The following is a 19,191-nucleotide window of genomic DNA, read 5'->3' on the forward strand; positions in this document are numbered from 1 at the left end:
ACGACAAAGCTGTCTGGTGTCGGCCGATTTTGACGTTTGGGTTAAGTCCATCGGTTGCACCGGTCGATCCTCAGACCTGAAGTCTGCCGTGATGTAGCAAAGCTGCGCTGGACGACTCATTGAATCGGACTTTGAATTTTGACTCTGCCTAGGCAAGGAAGCCAACGTGGGAAACTCTCAGCAATCGACTCCTCGTTCAGCCGACCAAGCTGAAACGATGTCAGCTCAGTCAGCAGCCGACTACGACAGTCTACGAAAGGCGGACCGCAGCGAGCAGCGTCGCGGCGTCCTGGCGATCGTGGCAGGCCTTGCTCTGACCGGCGGATTTTACGCCGTGGTGTTTGCGACCGGTTGGTCAGCGCTGGAGCGATACTTTCTGGGCCACCCGGTGGCGGTTGCAGCGACAGCGTTGTTTTTCGTCGCCGTCGCGATTCTTGGCACTCAGTTTCTGTTTACCCGTCGGCAATGGCGTCTGTTTCACATTGTCGCCGACCAGGAGCTCGCCCCTGAGCAACACTCGCAGCGTCCTTCGGATCAGTTTCGCCAAGAACACGAAGCGGGATTTGTCGCTCAGCAGTGGAGTGAAACACTGAACCAGCTCTCGGCGTCAATGAAGCGTTCGGCGCTGGTGGTCCGGCTCAAAGAGGTCTTACTGAGACAAGGCGGTCGCGGGACCAGCAAACACTTGGCCGATGACTTGCGAGAGTTATCCGCTCGCGATGCCGATCTTGCTCACGACTCGTTCGCCTTGGTGCGGATCATTGTCTGGGCGATTCCAATGTTGGGTTTTTTGGGGACGGTGATTGGGATCACGCAAACGCTTGGCGGATTGGACTTTTCCAGCGGCAATGCTGCTGTCGATAACTTAAAGAGCGGTTTGTACGTCGCCTTTGATACCACGGCATTGGGTTTGGTGTTATCGGTGGTCGCGATCTTCTTGCAGTTCCCCGTCGAACGCAGCGGACAGCGTTTGCTGGCCGCGATTGACGAGCGTGTGGGGCACTTGACGGGCAAGCATCTGCCCGGAGACGAAGCCGCCGACAACCAGTTCGCCATGCTGGCTCAGTTGTACGAAGGGATTCGTGTCGCGGTTGCCGATTCCTTGGCCAACCAAACCACTCTATGGCGCCAGACCATCGATGAGGCACAAACCTACTGGCAGCAAGGTCATACGGCGCAGAGCGAAGCCTTTCTGAATGCCATCGAGCAAACCATGGTGCCCGCTCTGCAGACACACGCTGATCAGTTGGATCAGTCAGCTGGTGAGAACCGACAAAAGTTGGATGAGTCCTTCTATCGCTGGCAGCAACAGCTTAACGCGTGGCAAGAATCCATGGTCACCGGCGCTGAGTCGATGACTCGACAGCAAGCTCTGTTGGTCGATCAGGCTGATCAGGCGGCTCAAGTGCGTGATCAAGCGGCGACGGTTCTGCAGTTGCAGAACACCTTGGTCACCAACATTGATGCCTTGAATTCTCTCAACGGTCGAATCGATGAAAACCTTGGCGCTGCGGCGGGGCATGGCATGGTCGATGCCATGGTCTTGCTAGCGCGTGCGGTTGATCAGCTCAATCAGGCGCTCGTTGAGAACGCCCATCAATCTGTTGACAACCCAAGGCATGCGGCATGAGTCGACGTCGACGTCAGTCGCTGTCGCCAACTCTATTTCCGTTCCTAGCGGTGCTGGTTTGTACGCTGGGAACTTTGATCTTACTGTTGGCGTTGGTGGCGCAGAAGGCGAATCAAGACGCTCAGCATCTCGCCGAAGAGTCGGCGCAGCAAGCCGCTGCGCAGCAGGCCGTTGCGCAGCAGGCCGTTGCTGAGGAGTCCGCCAATTCATTGCCCACGCTGGAAAGCCTGCAAGATTCGTTGCAGGAAGAAGCGTTTCGGCTGGAGCAATTGGTCGCTGCCCGTGACCAACAGACAGCAGATCTAGAACATCGACGGAATCAACTGGCGAACGTCGAAGATCACTTGCGGCGGATCAGTGAACGATTGAAGGCCATCAGCAATGCGTTGGAATCCGCCGCAGACGAGGCCTCCGCGCCCGCCGCGACAGCCGATGAGCTTAGCCAGTTGAAGAAGAAAATCGTCCAACAGCAGGTGGTTGTGCGTCAGTTGCGTCAGGAAGTGCAAACGGCCCAGCCCCGATTCGTCATCGTGCCTCACCAAGGAGTGAACGGAACTCAGCGGCGACCCCTTTATGTGGAATGCCATTCCAAAGGCGTGACCATTTGGCCCGAAGGCGTGCAGATCAGTACCTGGTATCTGGAAAACAGTGATGCCGCTGCCAATCCACTTGATGCTGCACTGCGAGCCGCTCGATTCTATGCGCTGCAGAACTACGGCGATGAAACCGCTCCGTACCCAATGTTGATTGTGCGGCCCAATGGTGTCGAAAGCTACTACGCGGCGCGCAGTGCGATGAAGCAGTGGGACGATCAGTTCGGTTATGAACTGGTTCCACATCAAATGGAATTGGCCTATCCACCGTCCGACCCACGGATGAAGCAGCGGATCGACTATGCCGTAAAAGAAGCCTCCCGACAGGTCTCGCAGCAGTCTCTCGCTCGCAAGACCTCTGGGCGTGGCGGCTTGACTGGCGGCAGTGCTGCGAGTCGAAATCGCAATGCTGGAAGTGGTCGCTTGTCTGGGAACTCGGATCGATTCCCAGCAGGACAAGCCGGTGCTCCTTCACGACGATCGACCACGCCGCCCAAAATCACGGCCTCGCAATTGGAACGCCAAAGCCGTCAGCCTTCGATGGGCGGCACGCGTTTGAGTCCATGGTCGAATCCGGTCACCGCGTCCAACCAGCCCTTCTCTGCCGATCAGGCACGTCGCCGGTTGGAAGATAAAATGGGACAGACCGCCGAGTCGTTTGCAGGCGGCCAGAGGTTTAGCCCCTTTGACCGTCCACTGGATCCACCGCAAACCTCTTCCGAAGGCGTGAGCTGGCTGTCGGAAAACGGGGGTCAGCCTCGCGAGTCACAATCGACACAGCAGCCGACTCCCGGTGCTAGCTGGAGTGATGCCTTGGCAGGTCAACCGGTTGATGGGGCCAGGCTGGATGGGGCCAGTGTGAATAGGGCCAGTGACCCAAACAGTCAGCCGGCCACGGAGCCGTTCGCCGATTCCTCTGGTCAACCCTCGGGCCCCAAGAGTGATCAGCCCTATGCCACCGGGGATGCTCTTCAAGGCGGACGTCCACAGCGTCGTGTCACGGGCAATGCCTCAGCAAACATGCCCAATCCCTACTCTGCCGGGCCCTTTGGTGGTGGTGCAACCGACTCGATGCAGCAGCAAGCGAGACAAGCGGCCAGGCAGCAGCAAGCGAGTCAAGCAGCCGCCAATGCTCAGCAGCAGGCGACAAGCTCGCCCCGTTCCCAATCGGCATCTTCTGGTTCACCGATGGTGCGTCCAGAAGGTCAGAACTGGGCCTTGCCCGGCAACCTTGCTCGGCAACGAGGGATTGAAATCGTGCGTTCGATTGTCGTGGAGGTCTATCCCGATCGTTTCGTGCTCCCTGCTGGTCCGCGCAATCCCAATGCGGAACGGTATTCCGTTGGGGACTTGGGCATCCATCAAGCGACCTTGCAGCTGGCGACTTCGTTGCGCGATCGAATCTCGCGTTGGGGAGCCGCAGCGCCCGGATCACGCTGGTCACCTATGTTGCGCGTGAAGGTGATGCCTGGGGCTGAGTTGCGTTATCAACAGCTGTCCCAGTTAATGTCTCAAAGTGGAATCGAGGTGGTGCCTTACCCCGAGCGGCAGGCTCGCACGCCGGTTGGCGGCTCTGTGAATGATCTTGATGGCAACCAGCAGCCCAATGCTGCAGCAACGGAGATTCGATGATGAGTGGTACACGAAATCGTAGTTCTGTTTCCGTTGGTCATGATGCGTTTCTGGATATCGTTGCCAACTTGGTGGGCATCCTGATCATCTTGGTCGTGGTGCTCGGCAGTCAGTCACAATCTCGAATCAACGAGGCTTCCAAAGCCGAGCCCGTTGACCCGCTGGGATTGAATTCAATTTCCGATGACAGCGCGAGCGAAGCCGAGCGTCAAGCGGTTGTCAGGCAGTTGGCTCGAGAGCGATCTCGAGCCTCTGCTGCGACGAAAGACTCGCAGCGGTTGGAATCCACTGTCAAGCAACTTGATGTGCGAATTGAGACCACCAATCGCAGACGCACCGTGATGCTTGCCCTGCTGCAAAAAGCAGAGCAGGTCTGGACCGACAAGCAAGCTGAAATGGATCAAGAGGCTCAGGCGGCAGCACAGCGCCAGGAAGCCGCAGAGAAACTAAAGCAGGAACTCGCTGAAATCGAAGGTGAGCGAGGCCGGTTGGAAAAGGCGACGCCGGAGGTGATCGCGATTTCACACCTGCCAACTCCCATGGCGAAAACCGTGTTTGGCAAAGAGATTTATCTGCGGATCAAGAACGATCTGATTTCGGTCGTCCCTCTTGATGAATTGTCAGAAGCCATCCGAGTGGACTTTACACGAACCGCACAAAACAGCCGCAAGGGTGCCAGCGACGCAGTCGTCGGGCCGATCCGTGGCTACGTGGCACGCTATGTCATGAATCGCCAAAACCAATTGGTTTCCAATGGTGGCAATTTAGCTCAATTGACGCGTGCCCGAGTCGTGCTGGCAGCGATCGAACCGGTCCAGAAACCCTTTGGCCAGCCGGTTGCCAAGGTCTTGAAGGATCCAGATTGGCTGGACGTCGTGTTGGCCGGAGCCCCCAAAGATACCACGACCGTGACGATCGCCGTCTACCCAGATAGCTTTGATTCATTTCGCAAGGTGCGTGAACAGATCTATGCCAAGGGCTACGCCACAGCAGCACGTCCACTGGAGAATGGGAATCCCATCTACGTGAACTACGCCGGCGGCGGCACAAAGTCAGCCGCTCAGTAGGCGAGTAGGCGAGTGGGCGAGTGGGCGAGTGGGCGAGTGGGCGAGTGGGCGAGTGGCGAGTGGCGAGTGGCGAGTGGCGAACGCCAAAACGGCCGATGGCAACCGTGGCCGATGGAACGGCTGTTCTTGGTTTTACAGCGCTTTGTCGCTGATGTCTTTGCGACACCATGCACCGGGCCAGCGGATCTTTTGCACGGCCGTGTAGGCTTGCAGTTTGGCGTTGCTGATGGAGTTACCGATTGCCGTCACACCCAGCACGCGGCCGCCATCATTGACGACTTGGCCTTCGTCCAGTTTGGTGCCAGCATGAAAGACTTTGACATCGGGAACTTCGGCAGCTTGGGCCAGTCCGGTGATCTCGCGTCCCTTTTCATAGCTGCCCGGATAACCTTCGCTCGCCATGACAACGCAAATGCTTGGACGCTCGTCCCAGTCCAGTTGGCCGATCTCAGCCAGTCGTCCGTCGGCAGCCGCAACCAGGATATCAAACAGGTCGGATTGCAAACGCATTAACAGTGGCTGGCATTCGGGATCACCAAAGCGAACGTTGAATTCCAGGACTTTGGGGCCTTTATTGGTCAGCATCAATCCCGCATACAGCACGCCCTTAAACGGCTTGCGAGCTCGTTTCATGGCGTGCACCACTGGCACCAGCACATCACGTTCGATCTTTTCGAACATCTCTTCGTCAACAATCGGTGTTGGGCAATAGGCGCCCATTCCACCGGTGTTCGGGCCAGTGTCACCATCGAAGGCAGGTTTGTGATCCTGGGCCGCTGGCAAGGAGATGATGGTTTCACCGTCGGTGATCGCCAACACGCTGGCTTCTTGTCCCATTAAGCGTTCTTCAATGATCAGTTCATTGCCCGCTTCACCAAACTCTTTTTGTGCCGCGATTCGATCGATTGCTTCCAGCGCATCTTCACGTGTCTGGCAAACAATCACCCCTTTGCCTGCCGCCAGGCCATCGGCCTTCACAACGACTGGGGCTGGATCGCCGATTTCTGGATACTTGTCTTTGATGTACCGCGATGCGTCGCCAGCATTGCGAAACGTTTGGTAGTCCGCTGTTGGGACATCCGCAGTGCGGAGCAGATTCTTGCAAAAGACTTTACTGCCTTCCAGTTCCGCGGCCGCCGCAGAGGGGCCGAAGGCACGCAGGCCGGCGTCCTCTAAGGCGTCGACCAAACCAGCAACCAGAGGCGCTTCGGGACCGACAACTGTTAGGTCGATCGCATTCGTCTTGGCAAATTCCACCAAGGCAGGCACATCGGTCGCCGAAATGTCGACGTTGGTCGCTTCTGAAGCGGTACCGGCATTGCCGGGAGCGACAAACACTTCTCGAACCTTCGGACTTTGACCCAGTTTCCATGCCAGGGCATGTTCACGACCGCCGCCACCTACAACCAATACTTTCATGAATCTGTGAGCCAATTCCAGAGTAACAAACATCGAAAGTTCGAACGCCTTCATGCCGGTTGCTCGTCAAAACCAGTTGATGAACGCCAGGATTCTCTCGCGGCATTCGGCTGACTTACAACGGATCGCTGGAATGTACCGAGAAATGATTCCAGATGTCAGATGTTAAGCGTCACCAGCCACAGAGTTGTGGCCTGTCGCGCGGCAAAATTGGCGTGTTTCGAATCAGCACCGTCTTCAGGTGAACACCGTCACTGTCGGGTGCTTGGCAGCGAGCGAGGCGGGATCCCTCAACAGCGTTGCGCTGAATCCCTCAACAGCGTTGCGCTGAATCCCTCAACAGCGTTGCGCTGAGGTCTGACACCTCGGCAGTGCAGCCGGCAGCGCCAGGAACACGCTGAGTTTCTCCTCCCAATTCCTGTCTCAGCGGACGGATCGACGACTTTTGCACAACGGAAACGCGATGGAGAGGTGCTGCAATCTGCATCGGCGTTGGCAGGTGCTTGTTGGCAATCACGTGCTGGGAACACGTTTCACCATGGAGGCTCTGCCATGGCTTGGTTGGTTGGTTCTTGTGGGGAGTTTCGGGTTGGCTCTTGGTGGTGGTTTTTCGCCCTTGTGGATGGGGGGAAACGCGGTTTGGGTGATGAAAGGGTCGATAAGTTGTCTTTATTGGCATGATTCAGTAGACAATCGCCCCGTTGACGATACAATGTCGTTAAACCCGCCGGGAGCCGTCTTTCTGTCACCTCATACACCACCCACCCCTCGGTGACGCGATTCCCAGCAACTTGTTTTTATTTTGCGGTGACCAGTGGATTCTCCATCCGATTGGTCACCGCTTTTTTGTTGATAGCTGTTCCTGTTTTCGTCCGGCGAGCTAAGCTAGCGAACTGACGCAATCATTGCGGCCCTTGGAATTGGTGTACGGATGTCCACCAGATGTTGGTCGCTCAATGATCACGGCATCAACCTCCCACAAAGATGAACAACCCCTCTACTACTTGGAGCTATGGTGTGAGCTTGAAAAAGTTTTCAAAACGATTGTTGCAGTTGTCTGCCGCTGCATTGGCTGTTTCAGCAGCGGTTAGCCATTCACCCGCCGCGTTGGGTGAAGAGACGGCAACCTTGCGCGTTCAATTCAAAATAAAGGGCGATGCCCCCAAGGGCAGCAAAATCACTCCCACCGTTGACCAAGCTTTTTGTGGTCAGTTCGGCATTCCTGATGAGACCTTGGTGGTCAATCCAGACAACAAAGGAATCGCCAACGTGATTCTTTATGCCGACACGGGGCGTCTTGGCACCAAGTTGCCCAAGGTAGATGCTGAGCCCAAGACGGTTGTGTTGGCGAATCAAAATTGCCGTTTCCAACCGCGCGTTGTGTTTGTCACTGTGGGTGATACTTTGAAGATCACCAACCCTGACAAGGTTTCTCACAACGCCAACATGCAGTTCCTGGTCAACACTCCAGAGAACCCCAACATTCCACCAGGTGGATCTCACGAAACCACGCCAGCGTCTGCTGAGCCTGCACCGATTCCCGTTTCGTGCAACATTCACCCTTGGATGAAGGCTCAAGTCGTTGTCATTGACAATCCTTACGGGGCTGCCAGCGATGCTGACGGCGTCATCGAAATCAAAGGCTTGCCAGCGGGCAAAGTCACCATGCGTGCGATTCACGATGCCGGCCGTATGTCGACCGTTTATCTGAACGGCAAGAAGACCTCTTGGCGTGGCGCTCGCTGGAAGCTTGAGCTCAAGCCTGGCGTGAATGACCTGGGCGTTGTCGAAGTCGACGCCGACGTCTTCAAGTAGGTTTGCTGAGACGCAGCGACTGATCAAAACGGAAACCCCAGCGTGGTGACATGCTGGGGTTTTTCGTTGGGATCGAACACCGTTGCCCGACCGAGCGCTGGCACTGGTATGATGCAGTGCATGATTTCATGCAGTTCTGGATCGATGGCTGGCGCCCCGGCCAGCGGTTACGTTCATCGTGGTTTTGAATCGCAACCCAACCGGTTCAGAGAACCCCGTTTCCGCTGACCGAATGGGTGAGTTCCGTTGATGATCTTCAGAGCCCTCTTCGTCTGTATTGTGTTGCTGTCGGGATTTACGCCGGTCACTTGTTTGGCGCAGTCGCAAACAGCGACGCTTCGTGTGCGTTTCAAATTGAAAGGCGACCCGCCCAAGTTGCCATGGATTGAGCCGGATCGCGACAAAGCTTTTTGTGGCCAGCGCAAGATTCCCGATGAGCGGTTGTTGGTTGACCAGGAAAATCATGGGATTGCCAACGTGATTCTGTATGCTGACACAGGACGACGTGGCACACCATTGCCTGAAGTAGACCGCGAGGCCAAGACCGTGGTGATCTCGCAAACGGACTGCCGCTATCAGCCGCGCGTCGTGTTCTTGGCTGTCGGAGACACCTTGAAGGTGGCCAGCCATGATGATGTGACTCACAATGCGAATCTTCAGTTAGTGGCCAACTCGGCACCCTCGGTCCAATCGCCGCCTGGGACACCCTTGGCGGTGAAATTGGCTCGGGCTGAGCCGGCTCCGATCCCAATTCGTTGCAACATCCACCCCTGGATGATGGGTTACGCGGTCATTTTGGAGCACCGTTATGCCGCCGCAAGCGATCGCGATGGCGTCCTTGAAATCAAGGGGTTGCCGCCAGGAGAGGTAACGTTTCGAGCGCTTCACGAATCCGCTCCACTGACCGCTGTGATTCTCAATGGCGAGTTGACCGCCTGGAGCGGTGCCCGATTCCAGGTCACTTTGAAGCCCGGTTTCAACGACATCGGCGTGGTGGAAGTCCCCGCGAAGGCATTTGAGGAGCGTTTGAGCGTTGGCAAGTGATCAGACTTCGTCCGTGACGACTAACCGTCTGCGACAATTGATGCGGTTGGTTCAGCACTCGATTATCGGTTACGATTTCACTATGAATCGAATCCATTTTCTGCGACCGATTGGCGGCTTGATGGCATGGGCCGCTGTCTTGATGTCCGGATGCGATGCTCCTGTTGAGCAGTATCCGCCAAACGCGGTGCATGCGCTGGTGGTTCACCATCGAACGGATCTTCCGACTGAAGCAGCCGCTCAGGAAGTCACTCAGCTGATCGACCAGTGGTTCGGCACGCCACTGGAACCGCACTGGCCAGCGGAGTTGCTGTCCGGCCAAGCAGCGAAAGGGCTCGTTGATCAGGACCGTTTGCTGCGTGCTCCGGGTTCGTTTTACAGTGATCAAGACAATCTGCACTATGGGCTCTACACCGAACACTGTGTGCGTTGCCACGGAGTCAATGGCGGCGGGAATGGGGCCGCATCAGCGCTTCAGAATCCCTACCCGCGTGATTTTCGTGCCGGGATTTTCAAATGGAAATCAACTCAGCGTTCGGCGAGGCCGACCAAGGACGACCTGCGTCGCTTGATGGTTCACGGAGCCCCGGGGACCAGCATGCCGTCGTTCAGTCGGTTGTCTGACGATGACTTGGACGTGCTGGTCGACTACGTGATTTACCTGTCCGTTCGCGGCGAGTTGGAACGCTGGTTATTGTACGGCGCGGTTGAAGAGATCGGGTACGGCGACGAACCGGTGGAAGACCCCTTCCGATTCGGGCTCGTCTCGATCGACAACGCCACCGGAGACCGGGCCAGTGAGGCTGCGTTGTACGCGGCCGAGCATTTGAAGCGCATTGTGGATCAATGGGGACAGTCAGCGGAAGTCGCTGTGCCTGGAGCAAGTTCCGATCCCGCCAGCGGCTCGTCGGTTGATGCCGACAGTGTTGCTCGCGGCAAGGAGCTGTTTCATGGACAAGTTGCTAACTGTGCCGGATGTCACGGCGTCGACGGTGTGGGGGGCGTGAACATCGTTGACTACGATGATTGGTCAAAAGAGTATTCAACGCGACTGGGGATCACGCCCACTGACCGCCAGGCGCTGGAACCCTTTGAAGCTCTGGGAGCATTGCGTCCGCGTCTTGCACTGCCGCGTGAGTTGGCTGGAGGCTATGCCCATGGGGGCGCAGACGCTGTCACCTTGTATCGGCGAATCACTCAAGGGATCGCGGGCACTCCGATGCCTGCGGTAATGCTGAGTGAAACACCGTCAGCGACCGCGCTGACTCCGGACCAAGTTTGGGACTTGGTTCACTACGTTGAGTCGCTGCTGGAGACGAAGTGATGAACCGAGAAATGTATCGCCGGATCGGTGCCGTGTCCGGGCTTGTTCTGGCCTTGGTCTTGATTCGCGTCCTGGGCTACCAAGGTTATGTAGCCGGTGCTGCGTTCGGTATTAGTGGGACATTATGCGGCGGCATTTTGGGCGAACAAGTATTTGATCTTAAGCAGCGAACTCGATAGCCGCTGTTCAGGCAGCGTGGCGATCCTTGAAACGAATGATTTGGTAGCGTCAAGATTTGAACAGGCACCAAGTTAAATCAGCGATGACACAAACCGAAGTAGAAACAACCACGACTGACGAAGCCACCGGGGCCGCTGCATTGGGTTCCGCTTGGCAAGCACCTGCAAGTGATTCGGCAGCGTCCGGCGCCTTAGCGCGGTCCAAATGGCTGCATGTTTTTAGTGTGCTGGCGGTGTGCCTTGTGTGGCCCTTGATCTGGGTTGGTGGGATGGTCACGACGATGGATGCTGGCATGGCAGTGCCAGATTGGCCGGGCACCTACGGATACAACCTGTTTCTGTATCCACTGTCGACTTGGGTCTCCGGCCCCTTTGATTTATTTATCGAGCACGGCCACCGACTGTTAGCCAGCGTGGTCGGCATGGTGGCGATTGTGATGTTCGCTGTGGCGATCAAGGGCGAGCCACGTCGTTGGGTGATCGCACTGTCGGGACTGGTCTTGGCGATGGTTATCGGCCAAGGCGTCTTGGGCGGTGTTCGCGTGCTGCTGAGTGATCGCAGCAGTGCCATGATTCACGGCTGCGTGGGGCCGATCGTCTTTGTGCTGTGTTGCCTGTGTGCTTCGGTCACCCGGCGAAGCTGGTGGGATCGCAAAGGGTTTGACGGCCAGTCAAATCCCCCGCAGGGTGTTGGGAAGCTGGCCCTTGGATTTGCCATCGCTTTCCTTTGCTTTGCCTACTTGCAGCTGGTTCTGGGAGCCCAAGTGCGGCACGTGCAGCCGTTGACGTCAACGAAGATGTTTACCCACCTTGTGGTGACCCACGTGGCTGTTGCCGCTGGATTGCTGGCGGCGGCACCTGTTTTATTGACTCTGACCCGTCGCTGCGGCGATTTGACGCTGTCCAGATTGGGTGTGGGCTTGATAATGTTTGTAACCCTGCAGGTCTTGCTCGGTGTGAGCACTTGGGTCGTCAAGTACGGCTGGCCCGAAATCCTGAGCAGCTTGCCGTTGGGAGAAGGTTACTTGGTCAAGTCCAAGGGCTTTTTCGAGTCCATGGTGGTGACGGCTCATGTGGCAGTTGGATCATTGATTCTGGCGAATGCGGCATTGATCGTGATGCAGTGCTACCGCCAGAATTGGCTGGCTGCGGGCGACCAGTCCGTTCAACGCTCTCCGTCAGGCGTCGCACCCGAGACAGCCTAGCAACTCATTAGATTTTCCAGCAACGAGTCAACGGCATTCGCGCCGGTTGCAATTCCAATCCCTTTTTCTTGTCGATCACACAAAGTCATGGCAACTGATTTGCTCACTGCAGAATCTGACAGCCGAACCGCTGTCGCAGCGCGTGGTGAAGATGCGCTGGCTGGTCGTGCGGATCGAACACAGGTCAGTTCCTCTTCGGTGGACGGCCAAATGGCGATGGAGATTCAACCTTTGTCTCGGATGCATCATCTGGCATCGACTGACGTGAACGCAGTTCTAAAGGATCTGATCCAACTGACCAAGCCGCGGATCGTGGTCATGATTTTGGTCACCACCGTGGCCACTGCAATGATCGCTGCTGGTGGAACCATCGCTTTGCCGACGATGTTTCTGTTACTACTTGGTACCGGCTTGGTTGCTGGCAGCGCCGGTGGGGCCAATCAAATTTGGGAGCGAGTGATTGACGCTCGGATGCCGCGAACCGCGGTGCGTCCCCTGCCCTCTGCTCGACTTTCATTGGCCTTTGCCACCGCATTCACGGCGTCCATCGGTACGATGGGGGTGATGATTTTGGGGATGCGGTTTGGTTTGGTCCCAGCACTGGTTGGTTTGGCCACTTGGGGCCTGTATGTGTTTGCTTACACGCCCATGAAGACACGGACCTCATGGAACACCACCGTCGGCGCCATCGCCGGGGCGCTGCCCATGCTGATTGGTTACACCGCTTTGGGTGGATCGTTATTGGACGTCACCGGTTGGTTGTTGTTTGCCGTTTTGGGCGCTTGGCAATACCCGCACTTCATGGCCATCGCCTGGCTGTATCGGCGTCAGTACGACGAAGCGGGCTTTCGGATGACGACCACCGTTGAACCAACGGGCATCTCCGCGGGCTGGCAAAGCATTATCGGATCGATCGTTGTGATCGTCAGTGGTGTTGCTCTCTGTTGGATGAATCCAGGGGTCTGGCCAGCCGCGATCGGCTCGGTCGCTGTTGCTGCGGCAACGTTGCCTATGTTGAAAGCGTCCATTCGGTTTCTGCGTCAACGCGATGATGTCACCGCCCGGCGCCTGCTGCGATCATCACTACTGGTCTTGCCAGCAGTCTTGGCTGTCGTGACGGTGCGTGTGTTTCTATAATCCGAGAAGTCTTTGCGATGAAAACAGCGGCAAATATTGTCAGTATCTTGGTAGCCGGTGTCGTGTTGGGACTGGTCTTTCGTGAGTTTCGCAAGCCGAAGGCCGCCACAGGTCCTGGCCCTGGCGAAGTCGTCTACCAGCCCGATGTGGCTCCGGGTGAAGAGCCAACCGCATCGAAAGAAGAGATGGATGTGCCCGAAGTCGTACGTCTCGATTCGCCGCCGCTGCTTAATCACTTTGAATTGATCGAACGCAGTGGCAAACCGATCAGCACCGATGACCTGAAAGGTCAACCGTACGTGCTGAGTTTTTTCTTTACAACCTGTCCCAGTATTTGTCCGCAACAGAATCAGCGGATTCAAAAGTTGCAGGATGAGTTTGCCGGTCAGCCGATTCGATTTGTCTCCATCACCTGCGATCCAGAAAAGGACACCCCGGAGGTGTTGACTGAATACGCGGCACGCTATGGGGCGGACAAAGAGCAGTGGTTATTCTTGACTGGCGAGTTGGACTACATTCGCCAGATTGGCGTCGACATGTTTCGCCAGCCCATCGCCAAAGGCTTTCATACTGAAAAGCTGGTCCTGGTCGACGCTGAGGGGAACATTGAAGGCATGTATGTGCAAACCGAACCCGTGCACATGGAAAAGTTGCGTGAAGCGATGCGTTCAATGATCGAGCCCAAGTAGTCGCCCGCTGATTCGCTCCTCTGGTCTCAATTGCACCTCTGGCTCAGTTTTCACAATGAACCTGGGCAGGCTTTCTATTCTCTGTTTTGCAGCGGCACTGAATTCATGTGGCAAACGCTTTCGGATAATCTGCCTCATTGCACAGCGTTTCTCAATAGCTGTGCCTCCGTCTTGCTGGTGTTAGCCTTGGTCAAGATTCGCCAAGGCCGGCGAGTGGCACATCGCAATTTGATGTTTGCTGCGTTAGCGACCAGCGCGTTGTTCTTGGCGTTGTACTTGTTGCACAAAGTTGCTTTGTATCAAGTCACCGGTGAATTCAATAAGCGTTTCCCCACCGATCCGGAAATCGCCCCAGCAGCGGCTCGCCTGGTTTACTTTGCGATTCTGGGAACACACTTGGTGCTGGCGATCACGGTGCCGTTCTTCGCACTGCGAGCGGTGTATTTAGGTGTCAAAGATCGCGTGGCAGATCACAAACGCTTGGTCCGTTACGCCTATCCGATTTGGATGTACGTGAGTGTCACCGGCGTGCTGGTGTACCTGATGTTGTATCAGTTGTATCCGGCCAGTTGACCGATGAGTGAGGGTTGGTGCGCGGGAGTGATGTGAGGCGCAGTGTATGTTTGGGTTGGTGTATGTTTGGGTTGGTGTATGTTTGGGTTGGTGTATGTTTGGGTTGGTGTATGTTTGGGTTGGTGTATGTTTGGGTTGGTGTGTGCACGCACCACTGCTTTGAAGCTTTTCGAGTAAGCGATTTTTGGTGCGTGCTTGCTGGTTGGATCTGGGGCTGGTTTAGCCCTTGGTTGCACCGACGTATGCCATTCGCAGCAAGTGCAGGACTTCGTCGAACATTTTGTTCTCTTCGTCGTCCGTATTTCCCTTGGTCTTTTCTCGTAGCATTTCCAGGGTGTCGATGAAGTGTTTGGCCATTGGCAGGTCGGTCGACTTCTCTTCGGTCGCTGGGTTGGGCATCACGCCCAGGGCGATCATTGCTTGGCTGTAGAACGTGCTGATCAGGAACGCCAGTGAAGGCGGTGGCATCTGCTGCATCGCTTCTTCAGCGGCGGGTTCTGGTGCAACTTGTTTTTCTTGTTCAACCTGCGATTTCCAATCGGAATCGATAACCAAATCGGGTTCAGAGTTTTCTTCGCTCATGATTCTTCAGTGCGGGGAATAAAGGGGATCGTCGTGTGTGTGTGCCGCGCCTAGCGGTCGCTAAAGGCAGGTTGATCGCTACTGGATTTGCCTTTTCGTTCGATCGCCGCATTGACAAAGCCAGCAAACAGCGGGTGTGCCTTCAGCGGCTTGCTCTGGAATTCGGGGTGGTATTGAACGGCGACAAACCAAGGATGGTCGGCCAGTTCAACGGCTTCAACCAGTGTGCCGCTGGGGCTGGTGCCAGAGAATTGCATGCCGTGCTGGGTGAACAGATCGCGGTACGAGTTATTGAATTCGTAACGGTGACGGTGCCGCTCGTCGACTTCATCTTTTTGATAGGCTGACGCCACTTTGGTCCCGGGCATCAGCTTGGTGGGCTGGCTGCCCAGTCGCATGGTGCCGCCCATTTGAGTGACGTTCTGCTGTTCATCCAACAGGCAAATCACTGGATCAGGTGAGTCTTTGTCGAACTCGCTGCTATGCGCTTTTTCCAGGCCACAAACGTTGCGGCCGAATTCAATCACGGCGCATTGCATTCCCAGGCAGATCCCGAAGAATGGAATGCCACGTTGCCGTGCATACTGAATGGACTGGACTTTGCCTTCGACGCCGCGTTCACCGAACCCGCCGGGGATCAGGATGCCGTCGTATCCACTGAGCAGTCGATCCGGGCCTTCGCGTTCGATGTCGCTGCTTTGGATCCGTCCCACACGAACTTGAGCTCGGTGGGCCATGCCGGCATGGTCAATGGATTCGTAGATGGATTTGTACGCGTCTTTGTGTTCGGCGTATTTGCCTACCACTGCGATGCTGACTTCATGCAGCGGATTTCGCAAGTTGTGCAGCAGGTCCGTCCAAGGTGTGATGTCCAGCGACTTGCTGGGCAGCGACAGTTGCTTGACGACCAATTCATCAAGTTTGTTATCGACCAGTGAAATCGGCACTTCGTAGATTGAGAAGTCTTTGTCCTTTTCTTCGATCACCGCTTCCACGGGAACGTTGCAGAACAACGCAATCTTTTCGCGATCTTCGCGGCTAATGGAGTGTTCACAGCGGCAGACCAAGATGTCTGGCTGGATACCGATTTCACGCAGTTGCCCCACGCTGTGCTGCGTGGGCTTGGTCTTCAGTTCGTCGGCGGCTTTCAGATAGGGGACCAGCGTCAGGTGCATGTACAGCACGTTGTCGCGGCCGAAGTCTTGAGCGTATTGGCGGATGGCTTCCAGGAACGGCAGGCTTTCAATGTCGCCCACGGTCCCACCGATCTCGGTGATCACCACGTCCACATCATCGCCACCCATGCGAGAGATCACCGACTTGATTTCGTTGGTGATATGAGGGATAACTTGCACGGTTTTGCCAAGGAAACGCCCTTTGCGCTCCTTTTCAATCACCGACATGTAAATCTGGCCGGTGGTGTAATTGCAATCCCGCGAGAGAATACCGCTGGTGAACCGTTCGTAATGACCAAGGTCCAGATCGGTTTCACTGCCGTCGTCCAGAACGTAGACCTCACCGTGCTGGTAAGGGCTCATCGTTCCCGGATCAACATTGATATAGGGGTCAAGTTTCTGCATGCGCACGCGTAAACCGCGTGATTCGAGCAGCATTCCCAGCGAGGCGCTTGTCAGGCCTTTTCCGAGCGAGGACACGACCCCGCCGGTTACAAAGATATGTTTCGTCATGGACGCTGATCATACCATGACATACGGATTGGAAAAGGCAGCTTGTTCCGGATTCCGCCGTCGTAGTTCCCGATTTCACATTGTGCGGTCTGTCAGCCCACGCGGCTTCTCGGTCTAGCCGGCTGCGTTTCAGCCTTCGGCTCGGTTGTCTTTTAGCCTTCGGCTCGGTGTCGGAATCGTTCCAGGTCGGCCTCGGTGTCGATGCCTGGTTGCGCAGGGCCGACGCGGGCGACCAGGATTCGTTTGCCAGCTTCGATGGCCCGCAATTGTTCCAGCTTTTCGGTTGCCTCCAGCGATCCGGTGGGGGATTGGCTGAACCACTTCAGGAACTCACGTCGATAGGCGTACAGGCCAAGGTGATGCCAGTAAAGTGGTGGTTGATGGTCAAGCAACCGCTCTGCAGGGCCTTGGCGATCATGCGGCACGCAGGCTCGAGAAAAGTACACTGCCCTGCCCTGCCCCTGCGGCCAGAGCGTCGCCGAGGGGTTGGCGGAATCAGCTTGCCTGTCCGCGACGATTTCCTGGTAGTCAGCCAGAACGATTTTGACGATGCCGGGATCGCCCAGCGCCGCAGCATCGGTGATCGGGGTGCCAGCGGTGGCCATGTCTGCGTCGGGATGATCAAGAAGCAGTTTTCCGACGGCCAGAATCGCGTTGGGATCCAGTTCCGGCTCATCCCCCTGGACATTGATAAACGTGTCGATGTCGGGGAATCGAGCGGCCACCTCCGCGATGCGATCGGTGCCGCTGGGGCACAGTGGGGACGTCATCACCCAGCGGCCACCAAACTGTTCGACCTGGTCGGCAACTTCTTGGTCATCCACGGCGACGATCACGTTGGTGGCTTGGCCGTGGTCGTCAAATTGTGTGAGCGGGCACTGGCAGGCTGCTAAGTAGGTGTGATGCAGCACGGTCTTGCCGGCGACGACGCGTAGCAGTTTGCGCGGCAGACGCGTCGAGTGGAGGCGTGCGGGCAGGACGATCAAGGCGCGGTCCATGGCAGGCTGACTGGTCTCTGGTGAGGATTCGGTGTGCAGCGTTAAGAATTGCTGATGCCAGCAATTTGAGCAATGGTCTGATTTAGCAATTCCTCGCCGCCGTAAGTCATGCCCAGCGATTGCAGCTTGCGAGTATCCATCAAGTGCTTGGGCTGTTTGGGCACGCCGATGATCTTGCAATCCTTGCCCAGGAGTTTCTTGGCCCGGTTGGCGACTTCAAAATTGCTGATCATGCGTTCGCAGCAATTGTAGACGTCGCCGCTTTGGAGCTGTGGCGATTGGATCAGCAGCAGTGTGGCTTTGGCGACGTCCGCCGCATGGACGGTTTTGCTGCCGCCTTCGGCACGCCGTTCGTTGTCACCAGGGCCGCAGTAGCGGATGGACTGAATCAGATCAAACCATTTGGAGTTTTCAATCGGGGACGCGGCGCCGTAGATGCTTGTCGGACGGATCGTTGCGGTCTGCAGCGAAGTGCTGACGCCGTATTGACGAATGAGCAACTCAACCGCGCCCTTGGTCGCGCCATACAGTGTGCTCGGAAGCCTTGGGTGGGATTCGTCCAGCGGCCGATCGCCCAGGACCGTCTCATGCACGGCTCCGCTGGACAAATAGATGAATCGTTGCACGCTGGAATGGGCGGCGGCCTCTAACAGGGCCAGCGACCCTGTGGCGTTGCGGTTCCAGTACTGAAGAACATCCGCAGGTGGATCCAAAAAACGACCGCCCATCGCGTCGTGGGCACTGTGCACCACCGCGTCAGCGCCGGTCAGCAGCTGTTCAATCGCTTCGGGTTCAGGAAGATTCCCGGTGATCCACTGCAGGTTTGCATTGGCCACCTTGAGATCGCTGGCCACCTTGAGATGGCTGGCCACCTTGCGGGCGCTGGCCGGTTGCCGAGTCAACGCACGGACCTGATGTCCGTGGTCCAAGGCATGTTGAATGATGTAGCGTCCTAGAAATCCGGTTCCACCCGTGACGGCAATCTGCATCGAGAAAGATGTCCTCGGCCAGCGAATGACTCAAAAGTACAAGTGAATGACGGAAAGGGTCCAGTGAACGTTTCAAGCGTCCCCATCGTCAGCAATGTCTTCAAAGACGATAACAATGATCCACTACGGCGTGGATCCATGAAACGCCAATTCACCCTGCGAATTTTGATGAAATTTGGCGAGTTCGTTTCAGCGCATGAAAAACAGCGCATGAAAAAACCCAGTGAAGCGAATTCACTGGGTGGCTAACTGGGCGAGCGTTTCAGCGGGATGGAAAAGCGTTGATTAGTTGTTGATTGCACCGGTGATTGCAGTCGCTGATTCATCAAAGCTTTCGCGTGTTGCGTTGGACAGAGCGTCGATTGCGCCGAGGCAGACAACCAGGATCAAAGCCAGCATCACTGCGTATTCCACTGCAGTAGTGCCGTCTTCATCAAGCCAGAATGACACTGGCTCGGGTTCGGGGGCATCGTGTGACATGGGTAAATATATATCGAGTAGGTAGATTTTGTAAGAAAACCATCGGTCCTTGAAAACCTATGTCAGGATCTGGCGTAGTACGGTCAGATTCCCGTAATAATTGACCGAAATCTGTCGATAATTCGCGTTTGCCAATGCGCTGATCTG

The 19,191-nt window shown here is 56.3% G+C and carries 18 protein-coding genes; 12 read left to right on the plus strand and 6 right to left on the minus strand.

Going from position 1 to position 19,191, the window contains the following annotated elements; all coding sequences use genetic code 11:
- Positions 1–217 precede the first annotated feature (217 nt).
- From SV7mr_RS04635 to SV7mr_RS04645, 3 genes are read left to right on the plus strand one after another with little or no spacing between them, the layout of a single operon-like run.
- Complete coding sequence (locus SV7mr_RS04635) at positions 218–1,630, plus strand: MotA/TolQ/ExbB proton channel family protein (RefSeq protein ID WP_419188095.1); 1,413 nt, start codon at positions 218–220, stop codon at positions 1,628–1,630.
- A complete protein-coding gene (locus SV7mr_RS04640) occupies positions 1,627–3,855 on the plus strand; it encodes a hypothetical protein (protein WP_145269660.1) in 2,229 nt (742 codons plus the stop codon). Before SV7mr_RS04635 ends, SV7mr_RS04640 begins: the two co-directional genes overlap by 4 nt.
- Positions 3,852–4,922: a hypothetical protein gene (locus SV7mr_RS04645; RefSeq protein ID WP_145269663.1), complete on the plus strand. Its 1,071-nt coding sequence runs from the start codon at positions 3,852–3,854 to the stop codon at positions 4,920–4,922. Before SV7mr_RS04640 ends, SV7mr_RS04645 begins: the two co-directional genes overlap by 4 nt.
- A gap of 132 nt (positions 4,923–5,054) precedes the next feature.
- On the opposite strand, the gene purD is transcribed toward SV7mr_RS04645, so the two are convergent.
- Positions 5,055–6,341, minus strand: coding sequence for a phosphoribosylamine--glycine ligase (purD, locus tag SV7mr_RS04650; RefSeq protein WP_145269666.1), 1,287 nt, complete (start codon positions 6,339–6,341; stop codon positions 5,055–5,057).
- Positions 6,342–7,325: 984 nt separating this feature from the next.
- Here purD and SV7mr_RS04655 point away from each other — a divergent pair.
- The 8 genes from SV7mr_RS04655 to SV7mr_RS04690 all read left to right on the plus strand — a co-directional run bounded on the left by SV7mr_RS04655 (position 7,326) and on the right by SV7mr_RS04690 (position 14,307).
- A complete protein-coding gene (locus SV7mr_RS04655) occupies positions 7,326–8,156 on the plus strand; it encodes a cupredoxin domain-containing protein (protein WP_145269668.1) in 831 nt (276 codons plus the stop codon).
- A 249-nt stretch (positions 8,157–8,405) separates the two neighbouring features.
- Positions 8,406–9,200, plus strand: a complete 795-nt coding sequence (locus SV7mr_RS04660) for a cupredoxin domain-containing protein (RefSeq protein WP_145269670.1) — start codon at positions 8,406–8,408, stop codon at positions 9,198–9,200.
- 82 nt (positions 9,201–9,282) lie between these two features.
- Positions 9,283–10,524 carry a c-type cytochrome gene (locus SV7mr_RS04665; protein ID WP_419188097.1) on the plus strand — a complete coding sequence of 414 codons (1,242 nt, stop codon included), beginning with the start codon at positions 9,283–9,285 and terminating at the stop codon, positions 10,522–10,524.
- On the plus strand, positions 10,524–10,703 hold the full coding sequence (locus tag SV7mr_RS04670; RefSeq protein ID WP_145269672.1) for a hypothetical protein: 180 nt from the start codon (positions 10,524–10,526) through the stop codon (positions 10,701–10,703). Before SV7mr_RS04665 ends, SV7mr_RS04670 begins: the two co-directional genes overlap by 1 nt.
- Positions 10,704–10,786: 83 nt before the next feature.
- On the plus strand, positions 10,787–11,908 hold the full coding sequence (locus SV7mr_RS04675) for a COX15/CtaA family protein (RefSeq protein ID WP_145269674.1): 1,122 nt from the start codon (positions 10,787–10,789) through the stop codon (positions 11,906–11,908).
- A gap of 87 nt (positions 11,909–11,995) precedes the next feature.
- Entirely contained in the window at positions 11,996–13,045 is a 1,050-nt protein-coding gene (locus SV7mr_RS04680) for a protoheme IX farnesyltransferase (RefSeq protein WP_145269677.1), read from the plus strand.
- Between the two features lie 17 nt (positions 13,046–13,062).
- Complete coding sequence (locus tag SV7mr_RS04685; RefSeq protein ID WP_145269679.1) at positions 13,063–13,734, plus strand: SCO family protein; 672 nt, start codon at positions 13,063–13,065, stop codon at positions 13,732–13,734.
- A gap of 105 nt (positions 13,735–13,839) precedes the next feature.
- Positions 13,840–14,307 carry a DUF420 domain-containing protein gene (locus tag SV7mr_RS04690; RefSeq protein ID WP_145269681.1) on the plus strand — a complete coding sequence of 156 codons (468 nt, stop codon included), beginning with the start codon at positions 13,840–13,842 and terminating at the stop codon, positions 14,305–14,307.
- Between the two features lie 219 nt (positions 14,308–14,526).
- On the opposite strand, the gene SV7mr_RS04695 is transcribed toward SV7mr_RS04690, so the two are convergent.
- The 4 genes from SV7mr_RS04695 to SV7mr_RS04710 form a co-directional block, all read right to left on the minus strand.
- A complete protein-coding gene (locus SV7mr_RS04695) occupies positions 14,527–14,889 on the minus strand; it encodes a DUF1844 domain-containing protein (protein WP_145269683.1) in 363 nt (120 codons plus the stop codon).
- A 50-nt stretch (positions 14,890–14,939) separates the two neighbouring features.
- Entirely contained in the window at positions 14,940–16,577 is a 1,638-nt protein-coding gene (locus SV7mr_RS04700) for a CTP synthase (RefSeq protein ID WP_145269685.1), read from the minus strand.
- 152 nt (positions 16,578–16,729) lie between these two features.
- Positions 16,730–17,575, minus strand: coding sequence for a 3-deoxy-manno-octulosonate cytidylyltransferase (locus SV7mr_RS04705; RefSeq protein ID WP_419188098.1), 846 nt, complete (start codon positions 17,573–17,575; stop codon positions 16,730–16,732).
- Positions 17,576–17,616: 41 nt separating this feature from the next.
- Positions 17,617–18,564, minus strand: a complete 948-nt coding sequence (locus tag SV7mr_RS04710) for an NAD-dependent epimerase/dehydratase family protein (protein ID WP_145269687.1) — start codon at positions 18,562–18,564, stop codon at positions 17,617–17,619.
- A 63-nt stretch (positions 18,565–18,627) separates the two neighbouring features.
- On the opposite strand from SV7mr_RS04710, the gene SV7mr_RS04715 reads away from it, so the two are divergent.
- Positions 18,628–18,813: a hypothetical protein gene (locus SV7mr_RS04715; RefSeq protein ID WP_145269689.1), complete on the plus strand. Its 186-nt coding sequence runs from the start codon at positions 18,628–18,630 to the stop codon at positions 18,811–18,813.
- A gap of 36 nt (positions 18,814–18,849) precedes the next feature.
- Here the strand turns inward: SV7mr_RS04715 and SV7mr_RS04720 are convergent, their stop codons facing one another.
- Positions 18,850–19,044 carry a Flp family type IVb pilin gene (locus SV7mr_RS04720; RefSeq protein WP_145269691.1) on the minus strand — a complete coding sequence of 65 codons (195 nt, stop codon included), beginning with the start codon at positions 19,042–19,044 and terminating at the stop codon, positions 18,850–18,852.
- Between the last annotated feature and the right edge of the window lie 147 nt (positions 19,045–19,191).

Origin of the sequence: Stieleria bergensis (assembly GCA_007745635.1) — a bacterium.
Classification (GTDB): Bacteria; Planctomycetota; Planctomycetia; order Pirellulales; family Pirellulaceae; genus Stieleria; species Stieleria bergensis.